Below are 24,837 nucleotides of genomic sequence, written 5' to 3' on the forward strand. Positions count from 1 at the left end.
CTGATCGTACGTTCGGGCGCGCCGGATAGCATCCGGCCCATGGAGCCGCAGCTGAAGGCCAGCGTCACGGACGGGATCGCCACCGTCGTCATCGCCAACCCCGCCAAGCGCAACGCGATGAGCGCCGGCATGTGGCGCGCCCTGCCGGACGTCCTGGAGCGGCTCGCCGCCGACCCGGAGGTCCGGGTCCTGGTGCTGACCGGCGAGGGCGACACCTTCTGCGCCGGGGCGGACATCTCGGCGCTGCGGGAGCCCGGGGACGAGCAGCAGAGCCTGGCGGTACGGGCGGAGGAGGCCCTCGCGGCCTTCCCCAAGCCGACCCTGGCGGCCGTCCGGGGCTTCTGCGTCGGGGGCGGCAGTCAGCTGGCGGCCGCCTGCGACCTGCGGTTCGCCGAGGAGGGCGCCCGCTTCGGGATCACCCCCGCGAAGCTCGGCATCGTCTACCCGTCCTCGTCGACCCGCCGCCTCGCCGCCCTCGTGGGCCCCTCGGCCGCCAAGTACCTGCTGTTCTCCGGCGAACTGATCGACGCGGAGCGGGCGCTGCGGACGGGGCTCGTGGACGAGCTCCACCCGGTGGGCGAACTGGACGAGCGGGTGGAGACCTTCTGCCGGGTGCTCGCCTCCCGCTCGCTGCTCACCCAGGCGGCGGCCAAGGAGTTCGCCGACGGGCGCGCGGACCGGGACGGGCACTGGGCGGAGCAGGCGCGCGGCAGCGGCGACGCCGCGGAGGGCGTCGCCGCCTTCCTGGAGCGCCGCCCGCCCCGCTTCACGTACGGAATCTGAGCCCCGTACGGGCTACTCGGTCCCCGTCCGTCCGGCCTCCGCGCGCCACTTCGCGACGAGTTCGGCCGGGGCCTTCTCCGGCGAGCCCGCGTCGTAGGGCGGCTGGGGGTCGTACTCGGTGAGCAGCTGGACCGTCTGGGCCGTCTCGTCCCCGGCGATCCGGCCGAGCAGGTGGAGCGCCATGTCGATGCCGGAGGAGACCCCGGCGGCGGTGACGTACTTGCCGTCGAAGACGACCCGCTCGCCGGTGGGCTCGACGCCGAGGGCCCGCAGCTCGTCGAAGGCGAGCCAGTGGGTGGTCGCCCGGCGGCCGTCGAGCAGGCCCGCGGCGGCGAGGACCAGCGAGCCGGTGCAGACGGAGGTGGTCCAGGTGCTGGTGGCGTCGGCCGCGCGGAGCCAGTCGAGGACCTCAGGGTCGTCCATGGCCGCCCGGACGTCGGGGCCGCCGGGCACGAGGACGATGTCCGGGGCCGGGACCTCGGCGAGGGTCCGGTCGGCGACGAGGGCGAGGCTGTCCTGGTCGTTGCGGACCGGGCCGCGCTCCTTGGCCACGAAGACGGTCTCGGCGCCGGGGAGCCGGGCGAGCAGCTCGTACGGTCCGACGGCGTCGAGGGCGGTGAACCGGTCGTGGAGAAGGACGGCGATCTGCACGGGGGTTCCTCTCGGTAGGTGGTGGGGGGCGGGTTCAGCGGACGGGAACGTGAAAACGGCGGCGGTACTCCGCCGGGGCGGTCTCCAGGGCCTTGAGGAAGGCGCGGCGCATCGCCTCCGGCGTCCCGTAGCCCGAGGCGCGGGCGACCTCCTCGACGCCGAGCGAGGTGTCCTCCAGGAGGCGGCGGGCGTGTTCGAGCCGGACCCGGTCGACGTAGCGGCCGGGGGGCGTGCCCGTCTCGGCGTGGAAGGCGCGGGCGAAGTGGCGGGGCGAGAGCCGGACGCGGGCGGCGAGCGCCTCGACGGAGAGGTCCGCGTCCGGGTGCTCGGTGATCCAGTGCTGGAGGTCGCGCAGCGGCTCCCGGCGGGCGGTCTGGGCGGACAGCTGGACGCTGAACTGGGCCTGGTTGCCGGGGCGGCGCAGGAACACGACCAGGTGGCGGGCGACGGTGAGGGCGGCGTCCCGGCCGAGGTCCTCCTCGACCAGGGCGAGCGCCAGGTCGATCCCGGCGGTGACCCCGGCCGAGGTGGAGACGCGCCCGTCCCGTACGAAGATCGGGTCGGGGTCCACGTCGACCCCGGGGTAGCGGCGGGCGAGGTGTTCGCAGGCGTTCCAGTGGGTGGTCGCCCGGTGTCCGTCGAGGAGTCCGGCCTCGGCGAGGAGCAGCGCCCCGGTGCAGACGGAGACCAGGCGCCGGGCGCGCGGGCCGTGCGTCCGCAGCCAGTCGATCAGCGCCGGGTCGGGCGTCCGGGTGCCCTCGCCGCCGGGGACCACCAGGGTGTGCGGCGGGCCGTCGGCGACGGCGTCCGCGAGCGTGGTGTCGGGGAGCAGGCGCAGCCCGCTCTGCGTGCGGACCGGGCCGCCGTCCGGGGAGGCCGTGCGGATCGGGTAGGCGGACGGGTCCCCGGTGGCCCGGCCGGCACCGGCGAACACCTCGACGGGTCCGGAGACGTCGAGGCTCAGGACGCCGTCGAAGAGGACGACGAGGACGGGGCGCTGTGGCATGGCTCCATCCTTGGCGGGGCAGAGGGTGTCCACAAGGACGAGGACCCCACCTTTCCTGCCGTCGCCGTCGTCGGTCCTGTCGCCGTCGTCGCCGTCGCTGCTCCTGCCATCGCCGTCGTCGGTCCTGTCGCCGTCGTCAGTGGAGGGGGGTGCGCCTGTTCCCGTCGTACCGACCAGTCGGTAACGTTCGGGGCATGACGAATGCCCTGCCGCCGCGCGCCGGACGCCGCTGCCACAACGCCCTGAACCCGCTGCACTCCTCGCTGTACTTCTCGCCCGACCTGGACCGCGAGTTCTCCGCCCTCGGCTTCACCGACCCGAGCGCGATGCGGCTCGCCGCCCGCAGCGCCCCGCTCGGCGCGGTGGGCGCGGGCACGGTCGCCGCGACCTTCTACAACTACAACCACGAGCTGCTCGCCCGGCACCTGCCCGCCGTGTGGGAGACCGCCTCCCCCGCCGAGGTCCTGGCCGCGCGGCTGCGCACCGTCGACACCACCCTGCGCCGGCTGCTCGGCGAGGACGCCGTCGCCTCCCCGGAGATGAGCGAGGCGGCGGAGCTGGCGCTGCGCGCCGCCGAGGCCTGCACGCGGCACGCCCGGCCCCTGTACTCGGCCAACGCCGACCTGCCGGTCCCCGAGGAGCCCCACCTCGCCTACTGGCACGCCGCCACCCTGCTGCGCGAGCACCGGGGCGACGGGCACCTCGCGGCCCTGCTCTCCGCCGGGCTCGACCCCGTCGAGGCCCTCGCCTCGCACACCGCCACCGGCAGGGGCATGGCCCCGCGCTGGGCCCTCAGCTCCCGGGGCTGGCGGCGCACCGACTGGGAGGCGGCGGTGGCGCGGCTGCGCGACCGGGGCGTGATCGACGCCCAGGGCGAGCTGACCGAGGCCGGGACGGCCCTGCGCGCCGAGCTCGAGGAGCACACCGACCGGCTGGACACCGCCCCGTACGAGCACCTCGGCGCGGCCGGCGTCGAGCGCCTCACCGAGCTGGGGCGCGGCTTCCTCTTCGCGGCGGCGGCCGCGGGCGCCTTCCCGGAGGACCTCGTCGGCAAGGGCTGAGAGGCGGCCGGCGGGCCGTGCGGAACACGCGAGGACGTCCGGGCCGGGTCGGTTGCCGCGTCCGGGTGACCGACCCGGCACAATGCAGTCGCAAGCTTGAGGCACGAGAAGGCGAGTCGGGACACCGTGACGACGTCCATCGAAGCAAGGATCGCCGAGGAGCTCGGCGTACGCGAGCGACAGGTGAGGGCAGCCGTCGAGCTCCTCGACGGCGGTTCGACCGTGCCGTTCATCGCGCGCTACCGCAAGGAAGCGACCGAGACGCTCGACGACGCGCAGCTGCGCACCCTGGAGGAGCGGCTGCGCTATCTGCGCGAGCTGGAGGACCGCCGGTCGGCGGTCCTCGACTCGGTGCGCGAGCAGGGCAGGCTGACGGAGGAGCTGGAGGCCCGGATCCGGGCCGCCGACACCAAGGCGCGCCTGGAGGACATCTACCTGCCCTTCAAGCCGAAGCGCCGGACCAAGGCGCAGATCGCCCGCGAGGCCGGTCTGGAGCCGCTGGCGGAGGGGCTGCTCGCGGATCCGTCCGTGGAGCCGTCGGCGTCCGCGGCGGGCTTCGTGGACCCGGACAGGGGCGTCGCGGACGCGGCGGCGGCCCTGGAGGGCGCGCGGGCGATCCTCGCGGAGAAGTTCTCCGAGGACGCCGACCTCATCGGCGAGCTGCGCGAGCGCATGTGGGGCCGGGGCCGCCTGGTGTCGAAGGTCCGCGAGGGCAAAGGCGACAGCAAAGAGGGGCCCGGGGCGAAGTTCGCGGACTACTTCGACTTCGCGGAGCCGTTCACGGCGCTCCCCTCGCACCGGGTGCTCGCCATGCTGCGCGGCGAGAAGGAGGACGTGCTCGCCCTGGAGCTGGAGCCGGAGGAGCCCGTCGAGGGCCCTTCCTCGTACGAGGGGATCGTCGCGCACCGCTTCGGCGTCGCCGACCGGGGGCGCCCCGGGGACAAGTGGCTCCAGGACACGGTCCGCTGGTCCTGGCGGACCCGGATCCTGGTCCACCTCGGGATCGACCTGCGGCTGCGGCTGCGGACGGCCGCCGAGGACGAGGCGGTCCGGGTCTTCGCGGCGAACCTGCGCGACCTGCTGCTCGCCGCCCCGGCCGGCACCCGGGCGACCCTGGGCCTCGACCCCGGTTTCCGTACGGGCGTGAAGGTCGCCGTCGTCGACGCGACCGGCAAGGTCGTGGCCACCGACACGATCTACCCCCACGTCCCCGCCAACAAGTGGGACCAGGCCCTGGCGGCGCTCGCGCGGCTCGCGAAGGAGCACGCGGTCGAGCTGGTCGCGATCGGCAACGGCACGGCCTCCCGCGAGACCGACCGGCTGGCGACCGAACTCATCGCCAAGCACCCCGAGTTGAACCTGACCAAGGTGATGGTCTCGGAGGCCGGCGCCTCGGTCTACTCGGCCTCCGCGTTCGCCTCGCAGGAACTCCCGGGCCTGGACGTGTCGTTGCGCGGCGCCGTCTCCATCGCCCGGCGGCTCCAGGACCCGCTGGCGGAGCTGGTGAAGATCGACCCGAAGTCGATCGGCGTCGGCCAGTACCAGCACGACCTCGCCGAGGTGAAGCTCTCGCGCTCGCTGGACGCGGTGGTCGAGGACTGTGTGAACGGCGTCGGCGTGGACGTCAACACCGCCTCCGCGCCGCTCCTTTCGCGCGTCTCCGGCATCAGCTCCGGTCTCGCGGAGAACATCGTCGCGCACCGGGACGCCAACGGTCCCTTCCGCTCCCGCAGGGCGCTCAAGGACGTGGCCCGGCTCGGCCCGAAGGCGTACGAGCAGTGCGCGGGCTTCCTGCGCATCCGGGGCGGCGAGGACCCGCTGGACGCCTCCTCCGTGCACCCGGAGGCGTACCCGGTGGTGCGCCGGATGGCGAAGACGACGGGCGGCGAGGTCGCGGCGCTGATCGGCGACACGGGCACGCTGCGCTCGCTGCGGGCGGGCGACTTCGTGGACGAGACCTTCGGTCTGCCGACGGTGACGGACATCCTCCGCGAGCTGGAGAAGCCGGGCCGCGACCCGCGTCCGGCGTTCCGGACGGCCACCTTCAAGGACGGCGTCGAGAAGATCGGCGACCTGGCGTCCGGGATGGTCCTGGAGGGCGTCGTCACCAACGTGGCGGCGTTCGGGGCGTTCGTGGACGTCGGCGTGCACCAGGACGGGCTGGTGCACGTGTCCGCGATGTCGAAGACCTTCGTGAAGGACCCGCGCGACGTGGTGAAGCCCGGCGACGTGGTGAAGGTGAAGGTCCTCGACGTGGACGTCCCGCGCAAGCGGATCTCGCTGACGCTGCGGCTCGACGACGAGCCGGGCGCGGACGCGGCGGGCGGCGCCCCCCGGCGCGAGCGGGGCGACCGGGGCAACCAGGGCGACCGGGGCGAGCGCTCCGGCAGGCCGCCGCAGCAGCGGCAGGGCGGCGGCGGCGGTCGCCGGGCCGAGCGCGGAGACCGGGGCGACCGGGGCGACCGGGGCGACCGGGGCGGCAACGGCCGGGACCGGGGCGCGGCCCCCGCTCCCGCCAACAGCGCGATGGCAGACGCCCTCCGCAAGGCGGGCCTGCTGGGCGAGGGCGGCGGCAAGCGGCGATAGCGCCCGCCGGGGGGAGGGCGTTACGGCAGGAAGCGCAGGGCCCAGTCGGCGCGGTGGGCGACGGCGAGGTCGTCGTCCTCCGTCAGGGGCTGGAGGAGGCCGCGGGCCGTCTGCGGGTCCGCCTGGACCAGGTCGACGATCTCGGCGGCCAGGCCGTCCTGGTCGTCGCCCAGGTCGACGGCGGAGGCCCGCACCAGGACCGGGAGGCTGCCGGTGCCGCCGACGCCCGCGACGACGCCGCCGAGCAGCTCGCGGGCGTAGCCGTTGCGCTCCTCGACCGCCCGGTCGAGCCCGGCCTCCAGACGCGGCAGCAGCTCCGGGCCGCCCGTCGCCGCGATCTCGTCGGCGAGGTCGATCGTCGCGTCGACGTCCGCGTCGAGGTCGTCCAGCATCGCGAGGAGCCGGGTGATGCCGTCGTCGGTCATGTGGTGCCTCCTGAAGAGTGCCGTCCGCGGGGACGGGGCCGGCCGCGCCCCGCGGAGAGCGGTGTCCGTACAGTTCACGGCCCGGGTCGCGGCCGTGCAAGGCGGCGGCCCGGGCCGGGGGCGTCTCAGAGTTCGGTGACCCGGCCGTCCGCGACCCGGACGCGGCGGGTGGTGCGGACGGCGTCGAGCATGCGCCGGTCGTGGGTGACGAGCAGCAGCGTGCCGGTGTACGAGTCGAGGGCGGACTCCAGCTGTTCGATCGCCGGGAGGTCCAGGTGGTTGGTCGGCTCGTCGAGGACCAGCAGGTTCACGCCCCGGCCCTGGAGCAGCGCGAGCGCGGCCCGGGTCCGCTCGCCCGGCGAGAGGGTGGTGGCGGGCCGCAGCACGTGGACGGCCTTCAGGCCGAACTTGGCGAGCAGGGTCCGGACCTCGGCGGGCTCGGTGTCGAGCACGGCCGCGCAGAACGCCTCCAGGAGCGTCTCGGTGCCGTGGAACAGCTTGCGGGCCTGGTCGACCTCGCCGACGACGACGCCCGAGCCGAGCGAGGCGTCGCCGGAGTCCAGCGGGAGGCGGCCGAGGAGGGCGGCGAGCAGCGTCGACTTCCCGGCCCCGTTGGCGCCGGTGACGGCGACCCGGTCGGCCCAGTCGATCTGGAGGGTGACGGGGCCGAAGGAGAAGTCGCCCCGCTTCACCTCGGCCTCGCGCAGGGTCGCGACGACCGAGCCGGAGCGCGGCGCGGCGGCGATCTCCATGCGCAGCTCCCACTCCTTGCGGGGCTCGTCGACGACGTCGAGGCGTTCGATCATGCGCTGGGTCTGCCGGGCCTTCGCGGCCTGCTTCTCGCTGGCCTCGCTGCGGGCGTTGCGGCCGAGCTTGTCGCCGTCGGTGGCCTTGCGGCGGGCGTTCCTGACGCCCTTGTCCATCCAGGAGCGCTGCATGTGGCCGCGGGCCTCCAGGGCCGCCTTCCGGCCGGCGTACTCCTCGAACTCCTCGCGCGCGTGGCGGCGGGCGGTCTCCCGCTCCTCCAGGTAGGCCTCGTAGCCGCCGCCGTACAGGGTGATCTGCTGCTGGGCGAGGTCGAGTTCGAGGACCTTGGTGACGGTGCGGGTGAGGAACTCGCGGTCGTGGCTGACGACGACCGTCCCGGCGCGCAGCCCCTTCACGAAGGCTTCCAGGCGCTCCAGGCCTTCGAGGTCGAGGTCGTTGGTGGGCTCGTCGAGCAGGAAGACGTCGTAGCGGGAGAGGAGGAGGGAGGCGAGGCCGGCGCGGGCGGCCTGGCCGCCGGAGAGGGAGGTCATCGGCTGGTCGAGGCCGACGGTGAGCCCGAGGGAGCCCGCGACCTCCTCGGCGCGCTCGTCGAGGTCGGCGCCGCCGAGGTTCAGCCAGCGCTCCAGGCTGACGGCGTACGCGTCGTCGGCGCCGGGGGTGCCGTCGACGAGGCCCTGGGTGGCCTCGTCCATCGCGGTCTGGGCGGCGTCGACGCCGGTGCGCCGGGCGAGGAACTCCCGCACGGTCTCCCCCGCGCGCCGCTCGGGCTCCTGGGGGAGGTGGCCGACGGAGGCGGTGGGCGGGGAGAGCCGCAGCTCGCCCTCCTCCGGGGCGTCGAGCCCGGCGAGCAGCCGCAGCAGGGTCGACTTGCCGGCGCCGTTGACGCCGACGAGGCCGATGACGTCGCCGGGGGCGACGACGAGGTCGAGCTGGGCGAAGAGGGTGCGCTCGCCGTGGCCGGCGGCGAGGTCCTTGGCGACGAGGGTTGCAGTCATCAGGGGACGAATCCTAGGCGACGGGAGGATCCGTCGAGGGGGCCGGGGCGCCGGTGGCCGTCCCCGGTCAGCCGCGGGCGGCGCCCACCGGGACGGGGGCGGCGGCCCCCTCCCGGGATCCGCCGAGGAGCCGGAGGAGGACGGCCCGGTAGGCGGCGCCGTGGAAGCGGTACGGGCCGGTGCCGGGGTAGCCGTCGCGCGCCGGGTCGACGGCGGGGCCGGTCCACCAGGCGAAGTCGCGCCAGACGACGTCGTCGCCGTCGCGCTCGACGACGGCCGTGACGGCTCCGCAGCCGGGGTCCTCGCAGTCGGGACAGGAGTGGATCACGTACCGGCCGCCGGGGAGGCCGTGACCGCCGGTGCCGACGTCGGAGTCCGCGCGGGCGCGGGCGCAGGCGTCGAGGAGGCGGCGGACGTGGGCGGTCCGGAGGACGGGCGGGAGGTCGGACGCCAGGGGGGAGACCGTGTCCGCGCCGTCGGTCTCGTCGAGCCGGTGGAGCAGCGGCCTGCCGTCGACCAGGAGGTCGGTGGGGGCGGCGGGGGTCGCGGGGGTGAGGTCGAGGCTGGTGTACGCGGACGGCATGCTCCGAGTATTTCCGCGCGGACGGGCCCGTTCCATGGCTGATCCGTCCCGGAAATGTCCCGGTCCGGGTACGAGGGCCGACGCGGGCCCGGCACCCGCTCCGGGCCGGGCGCCGGACCTCGGGCACCGAGCGTGCCGGGCGTCCCGGAAACGGCCACGGGGCGGTTGCCGTCCTTGCGAACGGCAACCACCCCGTGAGGTGTTACTTGCCGAACGGCGGGCGGGAGGTGTTGCCCGCGTCGGCGCACCGGCGGGCGCGCTTCTCCAGGGCCTCGGCCTTGGCGACGGCCCTCTCGGCCTCCGCCGGGGCACCGAGGCGCTTGAGCTGGGCGGCGCGGTCGCGCTCCTTGCGGGCATCGGCCTTCAGCTCGCCGATGTCGCAGGTGACGGCGCCGGCGGCCGCGGGCTCGGCGGTCGCCGTCTGACCGGCCGGCACGCCACCGGCCGGCAGGGTGGCGGCAAGCAGGGCGGGCAGGAAGCGGCGCGCGGTCGTGAGGGGGCGCATGGTGATTCTCCGACTTCCCGGCCAGGACAACCCGTTCGAGGCATGGCCGGCACCAGCAAGTGACTTTGCTCCAGCAAATAAGTGAATCACGTCAAGGGCCCCCGGTCCCACAGGGTCGTCAACACTCCTCCACGGGACTCCCACTGACGAGGTGGTAGGCGGCCCGCTCGTCGAGCAGCAGGGGCACGAGCGCGCGCTGCGACTGCCGCAGCGGTACGAACGCCCCGGCGCCCTCCCGTCGTACGGTGACGCCGTGCAGGGCGAGTTCGTCGCCGGCCTCGGCGTACTGCGCGGCGTCCAGGCGGTAGCCGCACGGCGGGTCGGCGAGGATCTCCTCCGGCTCCGGCGGGTCGTTGTCGGCGCCGCCGAGGAAGACCGGGCCCCGGTCGGCGAAGCCGGTGAGCCGGGCGCGGGCGGTGGCCGCCGCCAGGGGGCCGCGCCGCTCGTCGAGGTAGGCGAACATCCCCTTCAGGGCGGCGTGCTGGGTGGCGACCCGGCGCCGGTGGTTGCGGGACGGGTCGTCCTTCTCGTCCCGGTCGAGCGCGTCCACCCGGGTCTCGACGAGCAGGCCGGCCGCGTGCTTGATGCCGGCCGTGTTGCGCAGGATCCGCTCCTGGCCGTCGCCCGCGACCTGGCGGACCGGCTCGCCGGTGAGCGGGTCGGTCCAGATGCCGTAGATCCCGGTGCTGTGTCCGGCGCGTCCGGCGGCGGGGCGGACGTACGCCTCCGAGAGCGTCCGGGACTCGTCGTGGACGTGCGGGTCGGCGTCGAGGCTGCGGGGCCAGAGCGCGAGCAGGTCCTTCTCGTAGTACCGGGGGGTGGCGCCGTACTCGTGCAGGTCGTACACGAGCCGGGGGCGCCGGTCGCGGAGGACGGCGGCGACCGCGCGCGCCTCGGCGGTGCGCAGGGCGAGGTGGTCGCGGTTGACGTCGACGCCGTCGGCGTTGCCCCGGGTGTCGGCCTCCCGGCCGTCGGGGTTCGCGGTCGGGACGACCAGGAGGGCGGTGCGGTCGAGGAGGCGGCGGGTCTCCGGGTCCCGGGCGAACGCGAGGTCGCGCACCGTGCTCAGGCAGGCCTCGCGGCCCGCGGGCTCGTCGCCGTGCTGGCTGCACACCAGGAGCACGGTGGTGGCGGCCCGGGGCGCGCCGAGGGTGACGAGCCGGAGCGGGCGGCCCTGCGCGGTGGTGCCGATCTCGCGCAGCGACACCCGGTCGCCGGCCCGGTCGACGGCCGCGAGGAAGTCCCGCTCCTCGGCCTCGGTGGTCCACCGGGCGCCCCGGCTCGTCTCGAAGCCGGTGCGCGGCGGCGGCTGCGCGGGGGCGCTGCCGGCCGTCTCGGCGGGGACGGTGACGAGCGGCAGGGCGAGGGCGGCGGCGCCCGCCACGAGGGCGAGCGCGCGCCGTGAACTCCGCCGTGCGGTACGGGTCCTCATCGGGCGGCTCCCGCCCCGGGCAGGCGCGGACCGGCGACGGCGGCCGGCGGCGCGGATCCGCCCGGCGGCAGGAGGGCGGACGGCGGCGCGGAGAGGGCCGGGGCCGGTCCCTTCGTGGCCCGGGCGAAGGCGCCCGCGCCGCCGACCAGCGGCAGCTCCGCCCGGGTGCGGGCGAGGTCCAGGGTGAGGGTCGGGGTGGTCGACGGCGGGTCGAGCAGGTCCCGGTCGGTGCCGCCGACGATCAGGGCGAGCCGGTGGCCGGCCGGGACGACGTGGTCGGCGGCGGCGAGGTCCAGGGTGAGGGTGTACGCCCTGCCGGGGGTCAGCGGGCGCCCCTTCCGGGGGTCGGCCCAGGTGCCGAGGTCCGCCCAGCCCCGGCTGACGACCGTGTGCGGGACGTCGGCGGTGCGGGCCTCGGTCTCCTTGAAGCAGGCGCTGTCGCCGGGGGTGCTCGCGCCCCAGCAGGTGCGGTGGGCGAGGGTGGTGATGCCCTCCCCCGCCGCCGCGTAGTCGCGGATGGTGGCGGGGCCGAGGTCGACCAGGACGGCGGAGAGGTGGGCGGTGGGGGTGGTCGGGGTGGCGGTGACCGTCACCCGGGAGGAGCCGGCGATCCGCAGGTCGCGGGAGAGCGGGCGGGTGACGAACCCGGCCTTCTCGGGGGTCGCGGTGTCGATCCGGGCCGCCCAGTCCAGCTCCCCGAGGGCCGGGTCGTCGGTGAAGGTCGCGGTGGAGCCGGGGGCGGCGGGGGCGCGGCCGAGGACGCCGGGGCCGGCGGCGGCGCCGGGGGCGGTGCGCAGGGTGGTGGTCGCGGTGCCGCGCGGCGGCCAGTGCCGGTCGGTGGTCCAGCGGTCCGGGGCGCGCTCGACGTCGGCGACGGGTTCGCGGTCGATGCCGTTGTCGTAGCCGAGGAGGTAGTGGTCGAACCAGCGGTGCAGGGTGCGGACCCAGTCGGCGCGCCGGAAGTCGAAGGGGTCGACGTGACCGGTCTGGGAGAGCCAGACCTTCCGCTCGACTCCGTGGGCGGCGAGCGCGTCCCACCACTTGCCGAACTGCCCGGCCCGTACGTTGAGGTCCTGCTGTCCGTGCACGGCGAAGACGCTGGCCCTGACCTTGCCGGCGTTCTTGACGTGGTCGCGCTCGCTCCAGGCGGCCGTCCAGTCGCCGCTGTAGGGGGTGGCGGCGGTGATGCGGTCCTGGACGGCGCCGCAGCGGGCCCGCGCGTCGGGGCTGTCGACGTAGTCGGAGAGCCAGCTCGGGTTGGCGTCGTAGAGCGGGGCGCCCTGGGAGTGGAAGTAGTCGTACCAGGAGGAGATCGCCCCGATGGGGACGATCGTTTTCAGCCCTTCGACGCCGGTGGCGGCCACGCCGTTGGCGACGGTGCCGTCCCAGCTCTTGCCGATCATGCCGACGTCGCCGGTGCTCCAGCCGGTGGCGCGGGCCGGGGCCGTGCCGGTGCGGGTGGTGTAGCCGCGGGCGCGGCCGTTGAGCCAGTCGACGACGGCCTTGGCGGACCGCACGTCGGAGCGTCCGCCGACGTCGTCGCAGCCGTCGGAGCGGTTGGTCCCGGCGAGGTCGACGGCGACGAAGGCGTAGCCGCGCGGGACGAAGTAGTTGTCGTAGTACAGCGGGAACCGGACCGGCTTGCCGTCGGCGTCGTAGGTCTTCTTCTGGCTCTCGTTGCCGCGTCCGCAGCAGGCGTAGTACGGGCTGGCGTCCATGATCACCGGGATTCTCCGCCCGGCCGCGGCGGGCTCCCGGGGCCGGACGACGTCGACGGCGACCCGGTCGGCGCGTCCGTCTCCGTCGCCGTCGAGTCCGGTGTCGACCCAGACGGACTCGCGGACGGCGTCGGCGTACGAGTGGACGGGGCGCGACTCGCGCACGGACCCGGCCGGGGGCGCGGCGGGGTCAGTCCGGGCGCCGGCCGGGGTGACGAGGGTCGCGAGCAGCGCGGCCGTGGCCGCCGCCACGAGGGTTCCGTACGGCGCTCGGGCTCCGCGGGTGATCCGCTTTCGCATCGGCATGGGCGGGAACGTACCCCGGTCAACTCCCGTGCAAAAGAGCGCCGGAGGGAATCAGGGGTGATTCGGGGTGATCCCGGAGAGGGAGGGGTTCGTGTCGGCCGAATGGCGATCGTGTGACAGGAGGTCCTCTGGACGTGACGGTCCGTCGGGGCCCTGAATAGGGTCGAGAGCAAGGACCGACGACCACCCGCGCGTCTTACGTTTCTTATGACTTGGGGAGCACCCGTGCACCGCAGAATCATCGTTCCGAGCGCCCTCGCGGCCTCCCTGATGCTGGCGATCCCGGCATCGGCGGCCGACTTCACCCCCGGGGCCCCGGGCATCGGCGACTCCTACTACCCCGCCAGCGGCAACGGCGGCTACGACGTCTCGCACTACGACCTGCGCCTGAGGTACGAGCCCGCCACGGACCTCCTGGAGGGCACGGCGACGATCCTCGCCACCACCAAGCAGAACCTGTCCCGGTTCAACCTCGACCTCGGCCTGAAGGTCAGTGAGGTCCGGGTGAACGGCCGGGTCGCGAAGTTCGCCGCGTCGGGCGACCACGAGCTGGAGGTCACCCCGGCCGTCCCGCTGGAGAAGAACAAGGAGGTCTCGGTGGTCGTCCGCTACGCGGGCAAGCCCTCCGAGTTCAAGGTCGACGGCTGGTCGGCCTGGGCCCGCACCCCGGACGGCGGTGTCGCCGCGCAGGAGCCGGACTCGGCCGTGTGGTGGTTCCCGTCCAACGACCACCCGCTGGACAAGGCCACCTTCGACGTCTCGGTCTCGGTGCCGGCCGGTCACCAGGCCATCAGCAACGGCGTGCTGCAGTCGCAGTCGACGGCGCTGGGCCGGACCCGTTTCAACTGGCGCTCCGACAAGCCGCAGGCGACGTATCTGGCCACGCTCGCCGTCGGGAAGTTCGACATCACGACGGACCGGACGGCGAACGGGCTGCCGGTCCTCAACGCGTACAGCAAGGACCTGGGCGCCAACGCGGGCGCGGCGCGTGCCTCGATCGAGCGCACGACCGAGGTGGCGGAGTGGCTGGAGACGGTCTTCGGGCCGTATCCCTTCAACTCGCTCGGCGGTTACGTGCCCAACGTGACCAGCGGCTTCGCCCTGGAGACGCAGACCCGGCCGTTCTACAGCCCGCGGCAGTTCGCCAACGGCGCGAACGTGTCGGTGGTCGTCCACGAGCTGGCGCACCAGTGGTACGGCGACAGCGTGTCCGTCCGGGACTGGAAGGACATCTGGATCAACGAGGGCTTCGCCCGCTACGGCCAGTGGCTGTGGTCGGAGAAGGAGGGCGAGGGCACGGCGCAGGAGCTGGCGGACTACGTGTACGCCCTGCGGGGTGCCGAGGACCCGTTCTGGACGGTGAAGCCGGGTGACCCGGGTCCGGAGAACCAGTTCCACGGCGCCGTCTACGACCGGGGCGCGCTGGCGCTCCAGGCGCTGCGCAACAAGGTCGGGGACGAGGCCTTCTTCGCGATCCTGAAGGGCTGGCCGAAGCAGTTCGCGTATGGCAACGCGCGGGTGGCCGACTTCGTGCGGTACGCGGAGCGGGTCTCCGGCAAGCCGCTGGCCGAGCTGTTCGACACCTGGCTGTACCAGCCGTCGAAGCCGGCCGCGTCCGCCGCCGGAGCGGCCGGCGTGTCCGCCCCGACGGCCGCGGAGACCAGGGCCAGGGCCGGAGCCGGGGCGAGGACCGGGGCGAAGGCGGCGACGGCCGGGGAGAAGGCGAAGGCCGCCGCGAAGCCGGTGCAGCCGAAGTCGTGGAAGAAGATCGCGGCGACGAACACGGTCCACGAGCGCGACCACGGGCACGAGGGTCACGGCGGTCACTGAGCCGTGCGGTGAGCCTCCGGGGGCCGTCCGTCAGCGCTTCGCGCGGCGGGCGGCCCTCCGCGCTTCTCCGGCCAGGGGCAGGTAGCGCAGCCGCTCGGGCAGGACGGGGACCACGGCCCGCAGGACCCGGCAGAGCCGGCGCAGGGTTCGCTCCTGGGCGTCCGTCCACTCCAGGCCGATGGCCTCGCGGGCGTCCGGGGGCATGAAGCCCGCGGTGAGGAAGGCGCGCAGCCGCAGGAAGGGGCGGCGCAGGAGGGGCCAGAGGAGGCGGAGGGCGAGCCGGAGCGGCAGCGGGCCCCGGTCGGGGGCGGGGACGGGCAGGTCGGTGTCGAGGAGTTCCCGGACGACGACGGTGGCCTCCAGCTCCTCGGCGAGGACCTTCCGGTAGTACGGCCAGAACTCCTCGATCGTCTGCGGCATGTCCCGGTCGTGGATGCCGAGGATGCGGCCGACCCGGAGCCACTCGGCGTACAGCTGCCGTTCCTGGGCCTCGGCGAGGGGACGGAAGAGCAGGCGGAGGCCGTGCCGGTAGACGGGGAAGCCGGTGGCGTGGACCCAGGAGTAGTAGGCGGGGGTGAGGGCGTGGTAGCGGCGTCCGTGGGCGTCGGTGCCCCGGATCGTGCGGTGCAGCTCCCGGAGGCGGCGTCCCTCGCGGGCGGCCTCCTCGCCGCCGTAGATCCAGAGCTGGAGCGAGCGCAGGGAGCGTTCGCCACGGCCCCAGGGGTCGGTGCGGAAGACGGAGTGGTCGTCGACGCCGGCGCCGATCGCGGGATGGGCGACCTGCAGGGTGAGGGCGGCGGGCAGCATGAGGAGCGCCCGGACGTCGCCGGCGACGCTCCACAGCACCCCGCCGGCGGGCGGCGGCGGGGGGTCGGCGGGCTGGGGACGTTCCACGGCGGTTCTCCTCTGTGTCGTCTCCAGGGTGCACCCGTGACGGAGGGCGTGACCAAGGGCATGACGGACGAAGGGCATGACGAAGGGGCCGTCGCCCGGGCGACGGCCCCTTCCGGGTGTGCGGGTCAGGCGCGGTCGGCGCCGACCGGCTCGCCGACGATGCGGGCGGCGAGGGCGTGGGCCCAGGCGTCGACGTCGGCGTTGAGCTCGCGCTCGGCGGCGGCGCGCTCGTCGGCGATCTTCGCGGTGCCGGCGGCGAGGATGGCGTCGCGCTCGGCGGAGCCCTCGGCGCGGGCGGCGGCGATGGCGGCGGAGCCCTCCTCGACGGCCTTGGAGCGGATGCGCGCGGCCTCGTGGCGGGCCTCGGCGAGCTCGGCCTCGTACTGCTCGCGGATCCCGGCGGCCTCGGCGCGCAGGTCGTCGGCGCGGTCGGTGCCGCCGTCGATGGCGTCCTCGCGCTGCTCGAGCGTGCGCTTGATCTTCGGCAGGACGCCCTTCGCCAGGATGAGGAAGGTGATGCCGAACAACACCACGCCGAGGATGAGCTCGGCCCAGACGGGGTTGAGCGGACCGAGGTCCGTCTTGAAGATCTGCGAGTTCGCGAGGGTCATGCGCGCATTCTACCTGGAGCAAATGGGGTCGAATGAGACACCGGAGTGAGAGTTGGCACGCTCGTGCGGGTCCGGCCAGATTCCCGGCACCCAGAGGCTACCGGAAGGTAACCACGGCTGATTGTATGTGCGGCGCCAGGCCAATCCCCCACGTCTCCACGGGAGTTCACGTGTCGTTCGCCGCGCTCCGCCGCGCCCCCGGCGCCGCTCTTTCCCTCGCCCTCGCCGCCGCCACCCTGACGGCGACGGCCCCGGCCGCGTCCGCCGCGACCACCGAGGCCCCCCGGCTGAAGGTCCTCACCTACAACGCGTTCCTCTTCTCGAAGAGCCTCTACCCGAACTGGGGGCAGGACCACCGGGCGAAGGCGATCCCCGCCGCCTCCTTCTTCCAGGGGCAGGACGTCGTCGTCCTCCAGGAGGCCTTCGACAACTCCGCCTCCGACGCGCTGAAGGCGAACGCCGCCGGGCAGTACCCGCACCAGACCCCGGTCGTGGGCCGGAGCAGGAGCGGGTGGGACGCCACCGGCGGGTCCTACTCCGCGACCACGCCCGAGGACGGCGGCGTGACGATCCTCAGCAAGTGGCCGATCGTCCGCAAGGAGCAGTACGTCTACAAGGACGCCTGCGGCGCCGACTGGTGGTCGAACAAGGGCTTCGCCTACGCGGTGCTCGACGTGAACGGCAGCCGGGTCCACGTCCTCGGCACCCACGCCCAGTCCACCGACCCGGGCTGCGCGGCGGGCGAGGCGGCGCAGATGCGCAGCCGCCAGTTCAAGGCGATCGACGCCTTCCTCGACGCCAAGAGGATCCCGGCGGGCGAGCAGGTGATCGTCGCCGGCGACATGAACGTCGACTCGCACACGCCCGAGTACGGCACCATGCTCGCCGACGCGGGCCTGGTGGGGGCCGACGCCCGCACCGGCCACCCGTACTCCTTCGACACCGAGCTGAACTCGATCGCCTCCGAGCGCTACCCGGACGACCCGCGCGAGGACCTCGACCACGTCCTGTACCGGGCGGGCAACGCCCGCCCGGCCGGCTGGACCAACCACGTGGTCCTGGAGAAGAGCGCCCCGTGGACGGTCGGCAGCTGGGGCACCGCCTACACGTACACGAACCTCTCCGACCACTACCCGGTCACCGGCTTCTGACGGCCGGGCCGGGGGCGCGGCTCAGTAGCCGCGGCCGCCGAAGAGGCTGTAGAGCCAGGCGCCGAGCACCGCGGCGACGCAGACCATGACGAACAGGGAGCCGGCGCTCGTGTGCCGCTCCTTCCGGGGACGACCGGGGCGGGGGGCGCGAGCCTTCCGCCCCGGCCTCTCGCGCTTTCCGGCCCTTCCGCCGCGCTCCGGCGCCGGCTCGGCCACCGCGGCGACGTCGGCGAGCAGACCGCGGCAGACCGCGGCCAGCTCCGCCGTCCCGGCCGTCAGGTCGACGACCACCTCGGTGCGCGCCGGCGCCGTCGTCCCTCCGTCCAGGATCCGCCCGGCCCGCAGCAGCGCCCGGTCCTTGCCCCCGGTCGGGGCCAGGCTGATCCAGCGGCGGACGTGCTCGCCCCGGATCACCACCCCGCCGCCCCGCTCGCGGTAGACGGTGTGCTCCCGCCACAGGATCCCGGCCAACTCCCCTGCCGTGTCCCTGAGTTCCGCGTACATCGAATCCCCCCTGCTCCCCTGTCCCCCGCTGCGACAGCGGCCGACTCTAACCCTCGCGGCCGAGGCCCCGCACCGCGCCCCGGCCCGGCGCCCCTTACGCGCCGAAGTCGTACACGGTGACCGGTATCCCCCGGTCCACCAGCCGCCGGAGGACCAGCGGCTCGACCCGGACGAACCGGGCTGCCCCCGGGCCGAAGCCCTTGCCCCAGCCGCCGAGGTCGTTGCGGACATGGGCGATGACCTTGGCGCCCTTGCCGTGCGGGGAGGTCGCGTCCCCCCGGACGTACGTGATCCCGTTCGCACTCCCGTTCATGACGATCACGCTACGGGGGGCCACTGACAATCGCGCCGGTCTTTTACACGGATGGTGAGACAGCAATACTGTTCAAGCGGTCCGGACACGCGGGCCGACGGCTGGGGAAACGAGGCGGCTCGGATGGACGTCGAGAGCGACGTGGAGCGCGGACCGAGCTACACCGTCGACGAGCTGGCCGCGCGGGCCGGGGTCACGGTGCGGACCGTGCGGTTCTACGGGACCCGGGGGCTCCTCCCGCCGCCCGTCATCGGAGCCCGGCGGGTCGGGCACTACGGGCCGGAGCACCTCTCCCGGCTCGCCCTCATCGAGGAGCTCCAGCGGCAGGGCATGACGCTCGCCGCGATCGAACGGTACCTGGAGCAGCTGCCGCCCGACCTCAGCGCCCGCGACCTCGCGGTCCACCGGGCCCTGGTGGCCTCCTGGGCGCCCGAGTCCGCCGAGTCGACCACCCGGCGCGAGCTGGAGCGGCGCGCCGGGCGGGCGCTGACCGAGCGGGACGTCGACCGGCTCGCCGCGATGGGGGTCCTGGAGCGGACCGACGACGCCGACACGTACCGGCTCGACGGCTCGCTGCTGCGGCTCGGCGTGGAGATGCTGGACGTGCCCATCGAGCACGAGACGATCCTCGCCTCCCGGACCGTGCTCCTGGAGCACGCGCGGGCCGCCGCCGAGGAGCTCGCCCGGCTCTTCCAGGAGCAGGTGTGGAACCCGTACCGGGAGAGCGGCGAGGACCCGGACCACCTGAAGGCGATGAGGTCGCTCTCGGCCCACATGCAGCCGATGGTGATCCAGGCCCTCGTCACGGCCTTCCAGCGCTCGCTGAGCGAGGAGCTGAGGACGGCGTTCCGGAGCCCGTGAGGTCGCTCACGGGCTCCGGAGCCACCGGTCAGGCGTCGGTGAAGACCTCGCCCCGCTCGGCCTTCTCCACCAGGAGGGCCGGCGGGGCGAAGCGCTCGCCGTACGTCTCCGCCAGCTCGCGGGCGCGGGCGACGAAGCCGGCGACGCCGCCCTCGTAACCGTTGACGTACTGGAGGATGCCGCCGCTCCAGGCCGGGAAGCCGATGCCCATGATGGAGCCGATGTTGGCGTCGGCGACCGAGGTCAGGACGCCCTCCTCCAGGAGGCGGACGGTGTCGATGGCCTCGGAGAACAGCATCCGCTCCTGCATGTCGCGGAAGGGGATCTCGTGCCCCGGCTTGGTGAAGTGCTCGCGCAGGCCGGTCCAGAGCTTGCCGCGCTTTCCGTTCTCGTCGTACTCGTAGAAGCCGGCGCCGCCGCTGCGGCCGGGGCGCTCGAACTCGTCGACCATGCGGTCGATCACGGCCTCGCCCGGGTGGGTCGCCCAGACGCCGCCGGCCTCCTCGATCGCCCGCTTGGTCTCGTTGCGGATCTTGCGCGGGAGGGTCAGGGTCAGCTCGTCCATCAGGGAGAGGATCTTGGCCGGGTAGCCGGCCTGGGCCGCGGCCTGCTCGATCGAGGCGGGCTCGATGCCCTCGCCGACCATGGCGACGCCCTCGTTGAGGAACTGGCCGATCACCCGCGAGGTGAAGAAGCCGCGCGAGTCGTTGACGACGATCGGCGTCTTGTTGATCTGGCGGACCAGGTCGAAGGCGCGGGCCAGGGCCTCGTCGCTCGTCCGCCCGCCCTTGATGATCTCCACGAGCGGCATCTTGTCGACGGGCGAGAAGAAGTGCAGGCCGATGAAGTCGGCCTGGCGCTCCACGCCCTCGGCGAGGACGGTGATCGGCAGGGTGGAGGTGTTGGAGCAGAGCAGCGCGTCGGGCTCCACGACGGACTGGATCTCCTGGAACACCTTGTGCTTGAGGCCGGTGTCCTCGAAGACGGCCTCGATGACCGCGTCGCAGCCGGCGAGGTCGGCGACCTCGGCGGTGGGGGTGATGCGGGCGAGGAGGGCGTCGGCCTTCTCCTGGGTGGTGCGGCCGCGCGAGACGGCCTTGGCGCACAGCTTCTCCGAGTACTCCTTGCCCTTGGCGGCGGACTCGGCGGAGACGTCCTTGAGGACGACCTCGATGCCGGCGCGGGCGCAGGAGTAGGCGATGCCGGCGCCCATCATGCCGGCGCCGAGGACGGCGACCTTGCGGACCGGGCGGGGTTCGATGCCCTTGGGGCGGCTGGCGCCGGAGTTGACGGCCTGGAGGTCGAAGAAGAACGCCTGGATCATGTTCTTCGCCGTCTGGCCGGTGACCAGCTCGGTGAAGTAGCGGGACTCGATGACGGCCGCGGTCTCGAAGTCGACCTGGGAGCCCTCGACGGCGGCGGCCATGATGGCGGCGGGCGCCGGGTAGGGGGCGCCGTTCAGCTGCTTGCGCAGGTTGGCCGGGAAGGCCGGCAGGTTGGCGGCGAACTTCGGGTGCGAGGGGGTGCCGCCGGGGATCTTGTGGCCGGGCAGGTCCCAGGGCTGGTGCGACTCGGGGTGGGTGTCGATGAAGGCGACGGCCTTCGCGAGCATCTCCTCGGGGGTGGCCGCCAGCTCGTGCACCAGACCGTTGTCCAGCGCCCGCCTGGGGTTGTACTGGGTGCCCTGGAGCAGCACCTTGAGGAGGGCGTCGGTGATGCCCATCAGGCGCACGGTGCGGGTGACGCCGCCGCCGCCCGGCAGCAGGCCGAGGGTGACCTCGGGCAGGCCGATCTTGGAGCCGGAGGCGTCGAGGGCGATCCGGTGGTGGGAGGCGAGGGCGATCTCGTAGCCGCCGCCGAGCGCGGCACCGTTGATCGCGGCCACGACCGGCTTGCCGAGGGTCTCGATGCGGCGCAGCGCGTTCTTCATCTCCAGGGCGCCCTCGAAGATGTCCCGGGCGTGCTCGGGGCCCGCCTGGATCATGTCCTTGAGGTCGCCGCCGGCGAAGAAGGTCTTCTTCGCAGAGGTGTAGACGATGCCCCGGATGGAGTCCTTCTCGGCCTCCGCGCGGTCGGCGATCGCGATGATCGAGGCCCGGAAGGCCTGGTTCATGGTGTTGGCGGACTGGTTCGGGTCGTCCAGGACGAGGGTGACGATCCCGGTCTCGTCCTGCTCCCAGCGGATGGTGGTGCTCTCGCTCATGACTGATGCTTCTCCGTAAGAAGGGGTTCGGACGGGACGGTCAGACGCGCTCGACGACGGTGGCGATGCCCATGCCGCCGCCCACGCACAGGGTGGCCATGCCGTAGCGCTTGTCCTGGCGCTCCAGCTCGTCCACGAGGGTGCCCAGGATCATCGCGCCGGTGGCGCCGAGCGGGTGGCCGAGCGCGATGGCGCCGCCGTTGACGTTGACCTTGTCCAGCGAGATGCCCATGTCCTTGACGAAGCGCAGGACGACGGCGGCGAAGGCCTCGTTGATCTCGACCAGGTCGATGTCGTCCATGGTCAGACCGGCCTTGGCCAGGGCCTTGCGGGCGGCCGGGGCCGGGCCGGTGAGCATGATGGTCGGCTCGGAGCCGGAGACGGCCACCGAGACGATCCGGGCGCGCGGCGTCAGGCCGTACCGCTCGCCGACCTCCTTCGAGCCGACGGCGACGAGGGCGGCGCCGTCGACGATGCCGGAGGAGTTGCCCGCGTGGTGGACGTGGTCGATCTCCTCGATCCAGTGGTACTTCTGCAGCGCCACCGCGTCGAAGCCGCCCAGCTCGCCGATGTCCGCGAAGGACGGCTTGAGGCGGGCGAGGGAGTCGGCGGTGGTGCCGGGGCGCAGGAACTCGTCGTGGTCGAGGACCGTGAGGCCCGCGCGGTCCTTGACGGGGACGACGGAGCGGGCGAAGCGGCCGTCCTTCCAGGCCTCGGCGGCGCGCTCCTGGGAGAGGGCCGCGTACTCGTCGACGTCGCGCCGGGAGAAGCCCTCGATGGTGGCGATGAGGTCGGCGCCGATGCCCTGGGGGACGAAGTTGGTCTCCAGGTTGGTCATCGGGTCGGCGAACCAGGCGCCGCCGTCGGAGCCCATCGGTACGCGGGACATGGACTCCACGCCGCCGGCCAGGACGAGGTCCTCCCAGCCGGAGCGGACCTTCATGGCGGCCATGTTGACCGCTTCGAGGCCCGAGGCGCAGAAGCGGTTCTCCTGGACGCCGGCGACGGTGTCGGGGAGTCCGGCGGCGATGGCGGAGACGCGGGCGATGTCGGAGCCCTGGTCGCCGACCGGGCCGACGACGCCGAGGACGATGTCGTCGATGGCGGCCGGGTCGAGGCCGGGGTTGCGGCTCTGGATCTCCTTGATGAGGCCGACGACCAGGTCGATCGGCTTGGTGCCGTGCAGGGAGCCGGTGGCCTTGCCACGACCGCGCGGGGTGCGGATCGCGTCGTACACGTACGCTTCGGTGCTCACGGGAGGCCTTTCGCGAGGAGGGTGGGAGGGGTTGCGCGGGGGAGGTCAGCCGAGGAGGGAACGGCCGATGATCTCCTTCATGATCTCGGTGGTGCCGCCGTAGATGGTCTGGATGCGGCCGTCGGTGTAGGCCCTGGCGACCGGGAATTCAGTCATGTAGCCGTATCCGCCGTGCAGTTGCAGGCAGCGGTCGGCGACCTTCTTCTGCAGCTCGGTCGCCCACCACTTGGCCATCGAGGCGTCCACGGCGTCGAGCGCGCCGTTCGCGTGCTCCTCGATGCAGCGGTCCAGGAAGGCCCGGGTGACGGCGCACTCGGTGGCCATCTCCGCGATCTCGAAGCGGATGTGCTGGAGCCGGGAGAGCGGGCGGCCGAAGGCCTCGCGCTCCTTGACGTAGGTGGTGGTGATCTCCAGGAGGTGTTCGGCGGCGGCGATGCCGGCGACGGCGATGGCCATCCGCTCCTGGGCGAGGTTGGTCATCAGGTGGACGAAGGCGCCGTTGAGCTCGCCGAGCAGGTTCTCCTTGGGGACGCGGACGTCGTGGAAGAACAGCTCGGCGGTGTCCTGGGACTTCTGGCCGATCTTGTCGAGGTTGCGGCCGCGCTCGAAGCCCTCCGCGCCGCGCTCCACGACGAGCAGGGAGAGGCCGTGGGCGCCGCCCTCGGGGGTGGTGCGGGCGACGACGACCACGAGGTCGGCCAGGATGCCGTTGGAGATGAAGGTCTTGGAGCCGTTGAGGATCCAGTGGTCGCCGCGGTCCTCGGCGGTGGTGCGGATGCCCTGGAGGTCGGAGCCCGCGCCCGGCTCGGTCATGGCGATGGCGGTGATGGTCTCGCCGGAGCAGAAGCCGGGCAGCCAGCGCCGCTTCTGCTCGTCGGTGGCGAGGGAGGTGAGGTACGGGCCGATGATGTCGTTGTGCAGGCCGAGGGCGAGGCCGGGGGTGCCGGCCCGGGTGAACTCCTCGGCCAGGACGGCGCCGTAGCGGAAGTCGGGGTTGCCGCCGCCGCCGTACTCCTCGTCGACGGCGATGCCGAGCAGGCCCTGCCGTCCGGCGGCGAGCCAGGCCTCGCGGGAGACGATGCCGTCCTTCTCCCACTGCTCGTAGTGGGGCAGCACCTCCTTCTCCAGGAAGGTGCGCACGACCGCCCGGAAGGCTTCGTGGTCCTCGGTGTAGATACGGCGCTTCATGCGGAAGTCTCCTGGGTGTGCAGGGAGGGTACGGCCCAGTCGCGGGCGACCTCGGCGGTGTCGGCACCGGGCAGGGCGGGGCCCGTGCGCAGGGTGCCGGGGGTGGCGGAGAAGCGGGGTGCGGGGGCCGGCTGGACCAGCCCGTCGTGCTCGGCGAAGGTGCCGCGGGCGGCCAGGTGCGGGTGGGACGGGGCCTCGTCCAGGGAGAGGACGGGGGCGACGCAGGCGTCGGAGCCCTCGAAGACGCCGGTCCACTCCTGCCGGGTGCGGCTCAGGAACGCCTTGGCGACGGCCTCGCGCAGGTCGGGCCAGCGGGCGAGGTCGTAGCGGCCGGCGGCGGCCTCCCCGCCGATCCCGAGGAGGCGGACGAACTCGGCGTAGAACCGCTCCTCCAGGGCGCCGACCGCCATGTGGCCGCCGTCGGAGGTCGCGTAGACGCCGTAGAAGGGGCAGCCTCCGTCGAGCAGGTTGGTGCCGCGCCGGTCCTGCCAGCTCCCGGCGGCCAGCATGCCCCGGATCATGGTGGTGAGGTGGGCGGTGCCGTCGACGATCGCGGCGTCCACGACCTGGCCCTCGCCGTGGGCGCGGGCGTGCTGGAGGGCGGCGAGGACGCCGATGACCAGGTAGAGCGAGCCGCCGGCGTAGTCCCCGAGCAGGTTGGCCGGGATCGACGGGGGACCCTCGGGGTCCGGGCCGATCATGCCGAGGGCGCCGGTGATCGCGATGTAGCCGATGTCGTGCCCGGCGGTCGGGGCGAGCGGTCCGTCCTGGCCCCAGCCGGTCATCCGGCCGTAGACCAGGCGCGGGTTGCGGGCGAGGCAGGCGTCGGGGCCGACGCCGAGGCGCTCGGCCACGCCGGGCCGGTAGCCCTCGACCAGGACGTCCGCGCGCTCGACCAGGTCGAGGACGGTCGCGGCGCCGTCGGCCGCCTTGAGGTCGACGAGGACCGAGCGCTTGTTGCGGTTGGTGAGGTCGCGGGCGGGGTCGATGCCGAGCCCGGGGCCGCCGGGGCGGTCGATCCGCACGACGTCCGCGCCGAGGTCGGCGAGCAGCATCGCGGCGAAGGGGCCGGGGCCGATGCCGGCCAGTTCCACCACGCGCACCCCGGCGAGGGGGCCGTTGCGGGCGGTGTGCGTCGTACTCATCGAACCCCCGGGAGTGTGTGACACCAATGATGTAACACCAGAGATGCTAGGAACGTGTTCCAC

General features: G+C 73.8%; 21 protein-coding genes and 1 pseudogene. 6 read left to right on the forward strand and 16 right to left on the reverse strand.

Annotation, left to right across the window (positions count from 1 at the left end; genetic code table 11):
- Positions 1-39: 39 nt before the first annotated feature.
- Positions 40-783, forward strand: a complete 744-nt coding sequence (locus ADL08_RS13365) for an enoyl-CoA hydratase/isomerase family protein (RefSeq protein WP_053642478.1) — start codon at positions 40-42, stop codon at positions 781-783.
- A gap of 12 nt (positions 784-795) precedes the next feature.
- Here the strand turns inward: ADL08_RS13365 and ADL08_RS13370 are convergent, their stop codons facing one another.
- Together ADL08_RS13370 and ADL08_RS13375 are read right to left on the reverse strand one after the other, a co-directional pair.
- The gene (locus ADL08_RS13370; RefSeq protein ID WP_053642480.1) at positions 796-1,434 is read right to left on the reverse strand and encodes a DJ-1/PfpI family protein; all 639 of its coding nucleotides are present in this window, start codon (positions 1,432-1,434) and stop codon (positions 796-798) included.
- Between the two features lie 34 nt (positions 1,435-1,468).
- Positions 1,469-2,440 (reverse strand): GlxA family transcriptional regulator, encoded by a 972-nt coding sequence (locus tag ADL08_RS13375; protein ID WP_053642482.1) that lies wholly within the window; start codon positions 2,438-2,440, stop codon positions 1,469-1,471.
- A gap of 194 nt (positions 2,441-2,634) precedes the next feature.
- On the opposite strand from ADL08_RS13375, the gene ADL08_RS13380 reads away from it, so the two are divergent.
- Together ADL08_RS13380 and ADL08_RS13385 are read left to right on the forward strand one after the other, a co-directional pair.
- Positions 2,635-3,501, forward strand: a complete 867-nt coding sequence (locus ADL08_RS13380) for an SCO6745 family protein (RefSeq protein WP_053642484.1) — start codon at positions 2,635-2,637, stop codon at positions 3,499-3,501.
- Positions 3,502-3,627: 126 nt separating this feature from the next.
- Entirely contained in the window at positions 3,628-6,087 is a 2,460-nt protein-coding gene (locus ADL08_RS13385) for a Tex family protein (protein ID WP_053642486.1), read from the forward strand.
- A 20-nt stretch (positions 6,088-6,107) separates the two neighbouring features.
- Here ADL08_RS13385 and ADL08_RS13390 read toward each other — a convergent pair whose 3' ends face one another.
- The 6 genes from ADL08_RS13390 to ADL08_RS13415 all read right to left on the reverse strand — a co-directional run bounded on the left by ADL08_RS13390 (position 6,108) and on the right by ADL08_RS13415 (position 12,819).
- Positions 6,108-6,512 carry a hypothetical protein gene (locus ADL08_RS13390; RefSeq protein WP_053642488.1) on the reverse strand — a complete coding sequence of 135 codons (405 nt, stop codon included), beginning with the start codon at positions 6,510-6,512 and terminating at the stop codon, positions 6,108-6,110.
- A 125-nt stretch (positions 6,513-6,637) separates the two neighbouring features.
- A complete protein-coding gene (locus ADL08_RS13395) occupies positions 6,638-8,275 on the reverse strand; it encodes an ABC-F family ATP-binding cassette domain-containing protein (protein ID WP_053642490.1) in 1,638 nt (545 codons plus the stop codon).
- Between the two features lie 67 nt (positions 8,276-8,342).
- A complete protein-coding gene (locus ADL08_RS13400) occupies positions 8,343-8,858 on the reverse strand; it encodes a hypothetical protein (protein WP_053642492.1) in 516 nt (171 codons plus the stop codon).
- A 202-nt stretch (positions 8,859-9,060) separates the two neighbouring features.
- On the reverse strand, positions 9,061-9,363 hold the full coding sequence (locus tag ADL08_RS13405; RefSeq protein WP_053642493.1) for a hypothetical protein: 303 nt from the start codon (positions 9,361-9,363) through the stop codon (positions 9,061-9,063).
- Between the two features lie 118 nt (positions 9,364-9,481).
- Entirely contained in the window at positions 9,482-10,795 is a 1,314-nt protein-coding gene (locus ADL08_RS13410) for a M14 family metallopeptidase (RefSeq protein WP_078968138.1), read from the reverse strand.
- Positions 10,792-12,819: a Xaa-Pro dipeptidyl-peptidase gene (locus ADL08_RS13415; protein ID WP_078968139.1), complete on the reverse strand. Its 2,028-nt coding sequence runs from the start codon at positions 12,817-12,819 to the stop codon at positions 10,792-10,794. Before ADL08_RS13415 ends, ADL08_RS13410 begins: the two co-directional genes overlap by 4 nt.
- 225 nt (positions 12,820-13,044) lie before the next feature.
- Between ADL08_RS13415 and ADL08_RS13420 the strand changes: the two genes are divergently transcribed.
- Entirely contained in the window at positions 13,045-14,649 is a 1,605-nt protein-coding gene (locus tag ADL08_RS13420) for a M1 family metallopeptidase (protein WP_053642497.1), read from the forward strand.
- Between the two features lie 30 nt (positions 14,650-14,679).
- On the opposite strand, the gene ADL08_RS13425 is transcribed toward ADL08_RS13420, so the two are convergent.
- On the reverse strand, positions 14,680-15,543 hold the full coding sequence (locus tag ADL08_RS13425) for an oxygenase MpaB family protein (RefSeq protein ID WP_053642499.1): 864 nt from the start codon (positions 15,541-15,543) through the stop codon (positions 14,680-14,682).
- 125 nt (positions 15,544-15,668) lie between these two features.
- Positions 15,669-16,154, reverse strand: a complete 486-nt coding sequence (locus ADL08_RS13430) for an ATP synthase F0 subunit B (protein ID WP_053642501.1) — start codon at positions 16,152-16,154, stop codon at positions 15,669-15,671.
- Between the two features lie 125 nt (positions 16,155-16,279).
- On the opposite strand from ADL08_RS13430, the gene sph reads away from it, so the two are divergent.
- On the forward strand, positions 16,280-17,305 hold the full coding sequence (sph, locus tag ADL08_RS13435; protein WP_053642503.1) for a sphingomyelin phosphodiesterase: 1,026 nt from the start codon (positions 16,280-16,282) through the stop codon (positions 17,303-17,305).
- 21 nt (positions 17,306-17,326) lie between these two features.
- On the opposite strand, the gene ADL08_RS13440 is transcribed toward sph, so the two are convergent.
- Together ADL08_RS13440 and ADL08_RS39180 are read right to left on the reverse strand one after the other, a co-directional pair.
- Positions 17,327-17,809 carry a hypothetical protein gene (locus tag ADL08_RS13440; protein WP_053642504.1) on the reverse strand — a complete coding sequence of 161 codons (483 nt, stop codon included), beginning with the start codon at positions 17,807-17,809 and terminating at the stop codon, positions 17,327-17,329.
- Between the two features lie 193 nt (positions 17,810-18,002).
- A pseudogene (locus ADL08_RS39180) lies at positions 18,003-18,122 on the reverse strand (Appr-1-p processing protein); the annotation flags it as partial.
- A 123-nt stretch (positions 18,123-18,245) separates the two neighbouring features.
- Between ADL08_RS39180 and ADL08_RS13450 the strand changes: the two are divergent.
- On the forward strand, positions 18,246-18,983 hold the full coding sequence (locus tag ADL08_RS13450) for a MerR family transcriptional regulator (protein ID WP_053642507.1): 738 nt from the start codon (positions 18,246-18,248) through the stop codon (positions 18,981-18,983).
- A gap of 28 nt (positions 18,984-19,011) precedes the next feature.
- Here the strand turns inward: ADL08_RS13450 and ADL08_RS13455 are convergent, their stop codons facing one another.
- Genes ADL08_RS13455 through ADL08_RS13470 form a run of 4 tightly spaced genes read right to left on the reverse strand, consistent with a single transcriptional unit; the run spans position 19,012 to position 24,774 of the window.
- A complete protein-coding gene (locus ADL08_RS13455) occupies positions 19,012-21,186 on the reverse strand; it encodes a 3-hydroxyacyl-CoA dehydrogenase NAD-binding domain-containing protein (protein ID WP_053642509.1) in 2,175 nt (724 codons plus the stop codon).
- A 40-nt stretch (positions 21,187-21,226) separates the two neighbouring features.
- Positions 21,227-22,441, reverse strand: coding sequence for an acetyl-CoA C-acetyltransferase (locus ADL08_RS13460; RefSeq protein ID WP_053642511.1), 1,215 nt, complete (start codon positions 22,439-22,441; stop codon positions 21,227-21,229).
- A 45-nt stretch (positions 22,442-22,486) separates the two neighbouring features.
- The gene (locus tag ADL08_RS13465) at positions 22,487-23,629 is read right to left on the reverse strand and encodes an acyl-CoA dehydrogenase family protein (protein ID WP_053642513.1); all 1,143 of its coding nucleotides are present in this window, start codon (positions 23,627-23,629) and stop codon (positions 22,487-22,489) included.
- On the reverse strand, positions 23,626-24,774 hold the full coding sequence (locus ADL08_RS13470; protein WP_053642514.1) for a CaiB/BaiF CoA transferase family protein: 1,149 nt from the start codon (positions 24,772-24,774) through the stop codon (positions 23,626-23,628). Before ADL08_RS13470 ends, ADL08_RS13465 begins: the two co-directional genes overlap by 4 nt.
- Positions 24,775-24,837 lie beyond the last annotated feature (63 nt).

It is taken from the genome of Streptomyces sp. NRRL F-6492, assembly GCF_001280125.1.
GTDB lineage: Bacteria > Actinomycetota > Actinomycetes > Streptomycetales > Streptomycetaceae > Streptomyces.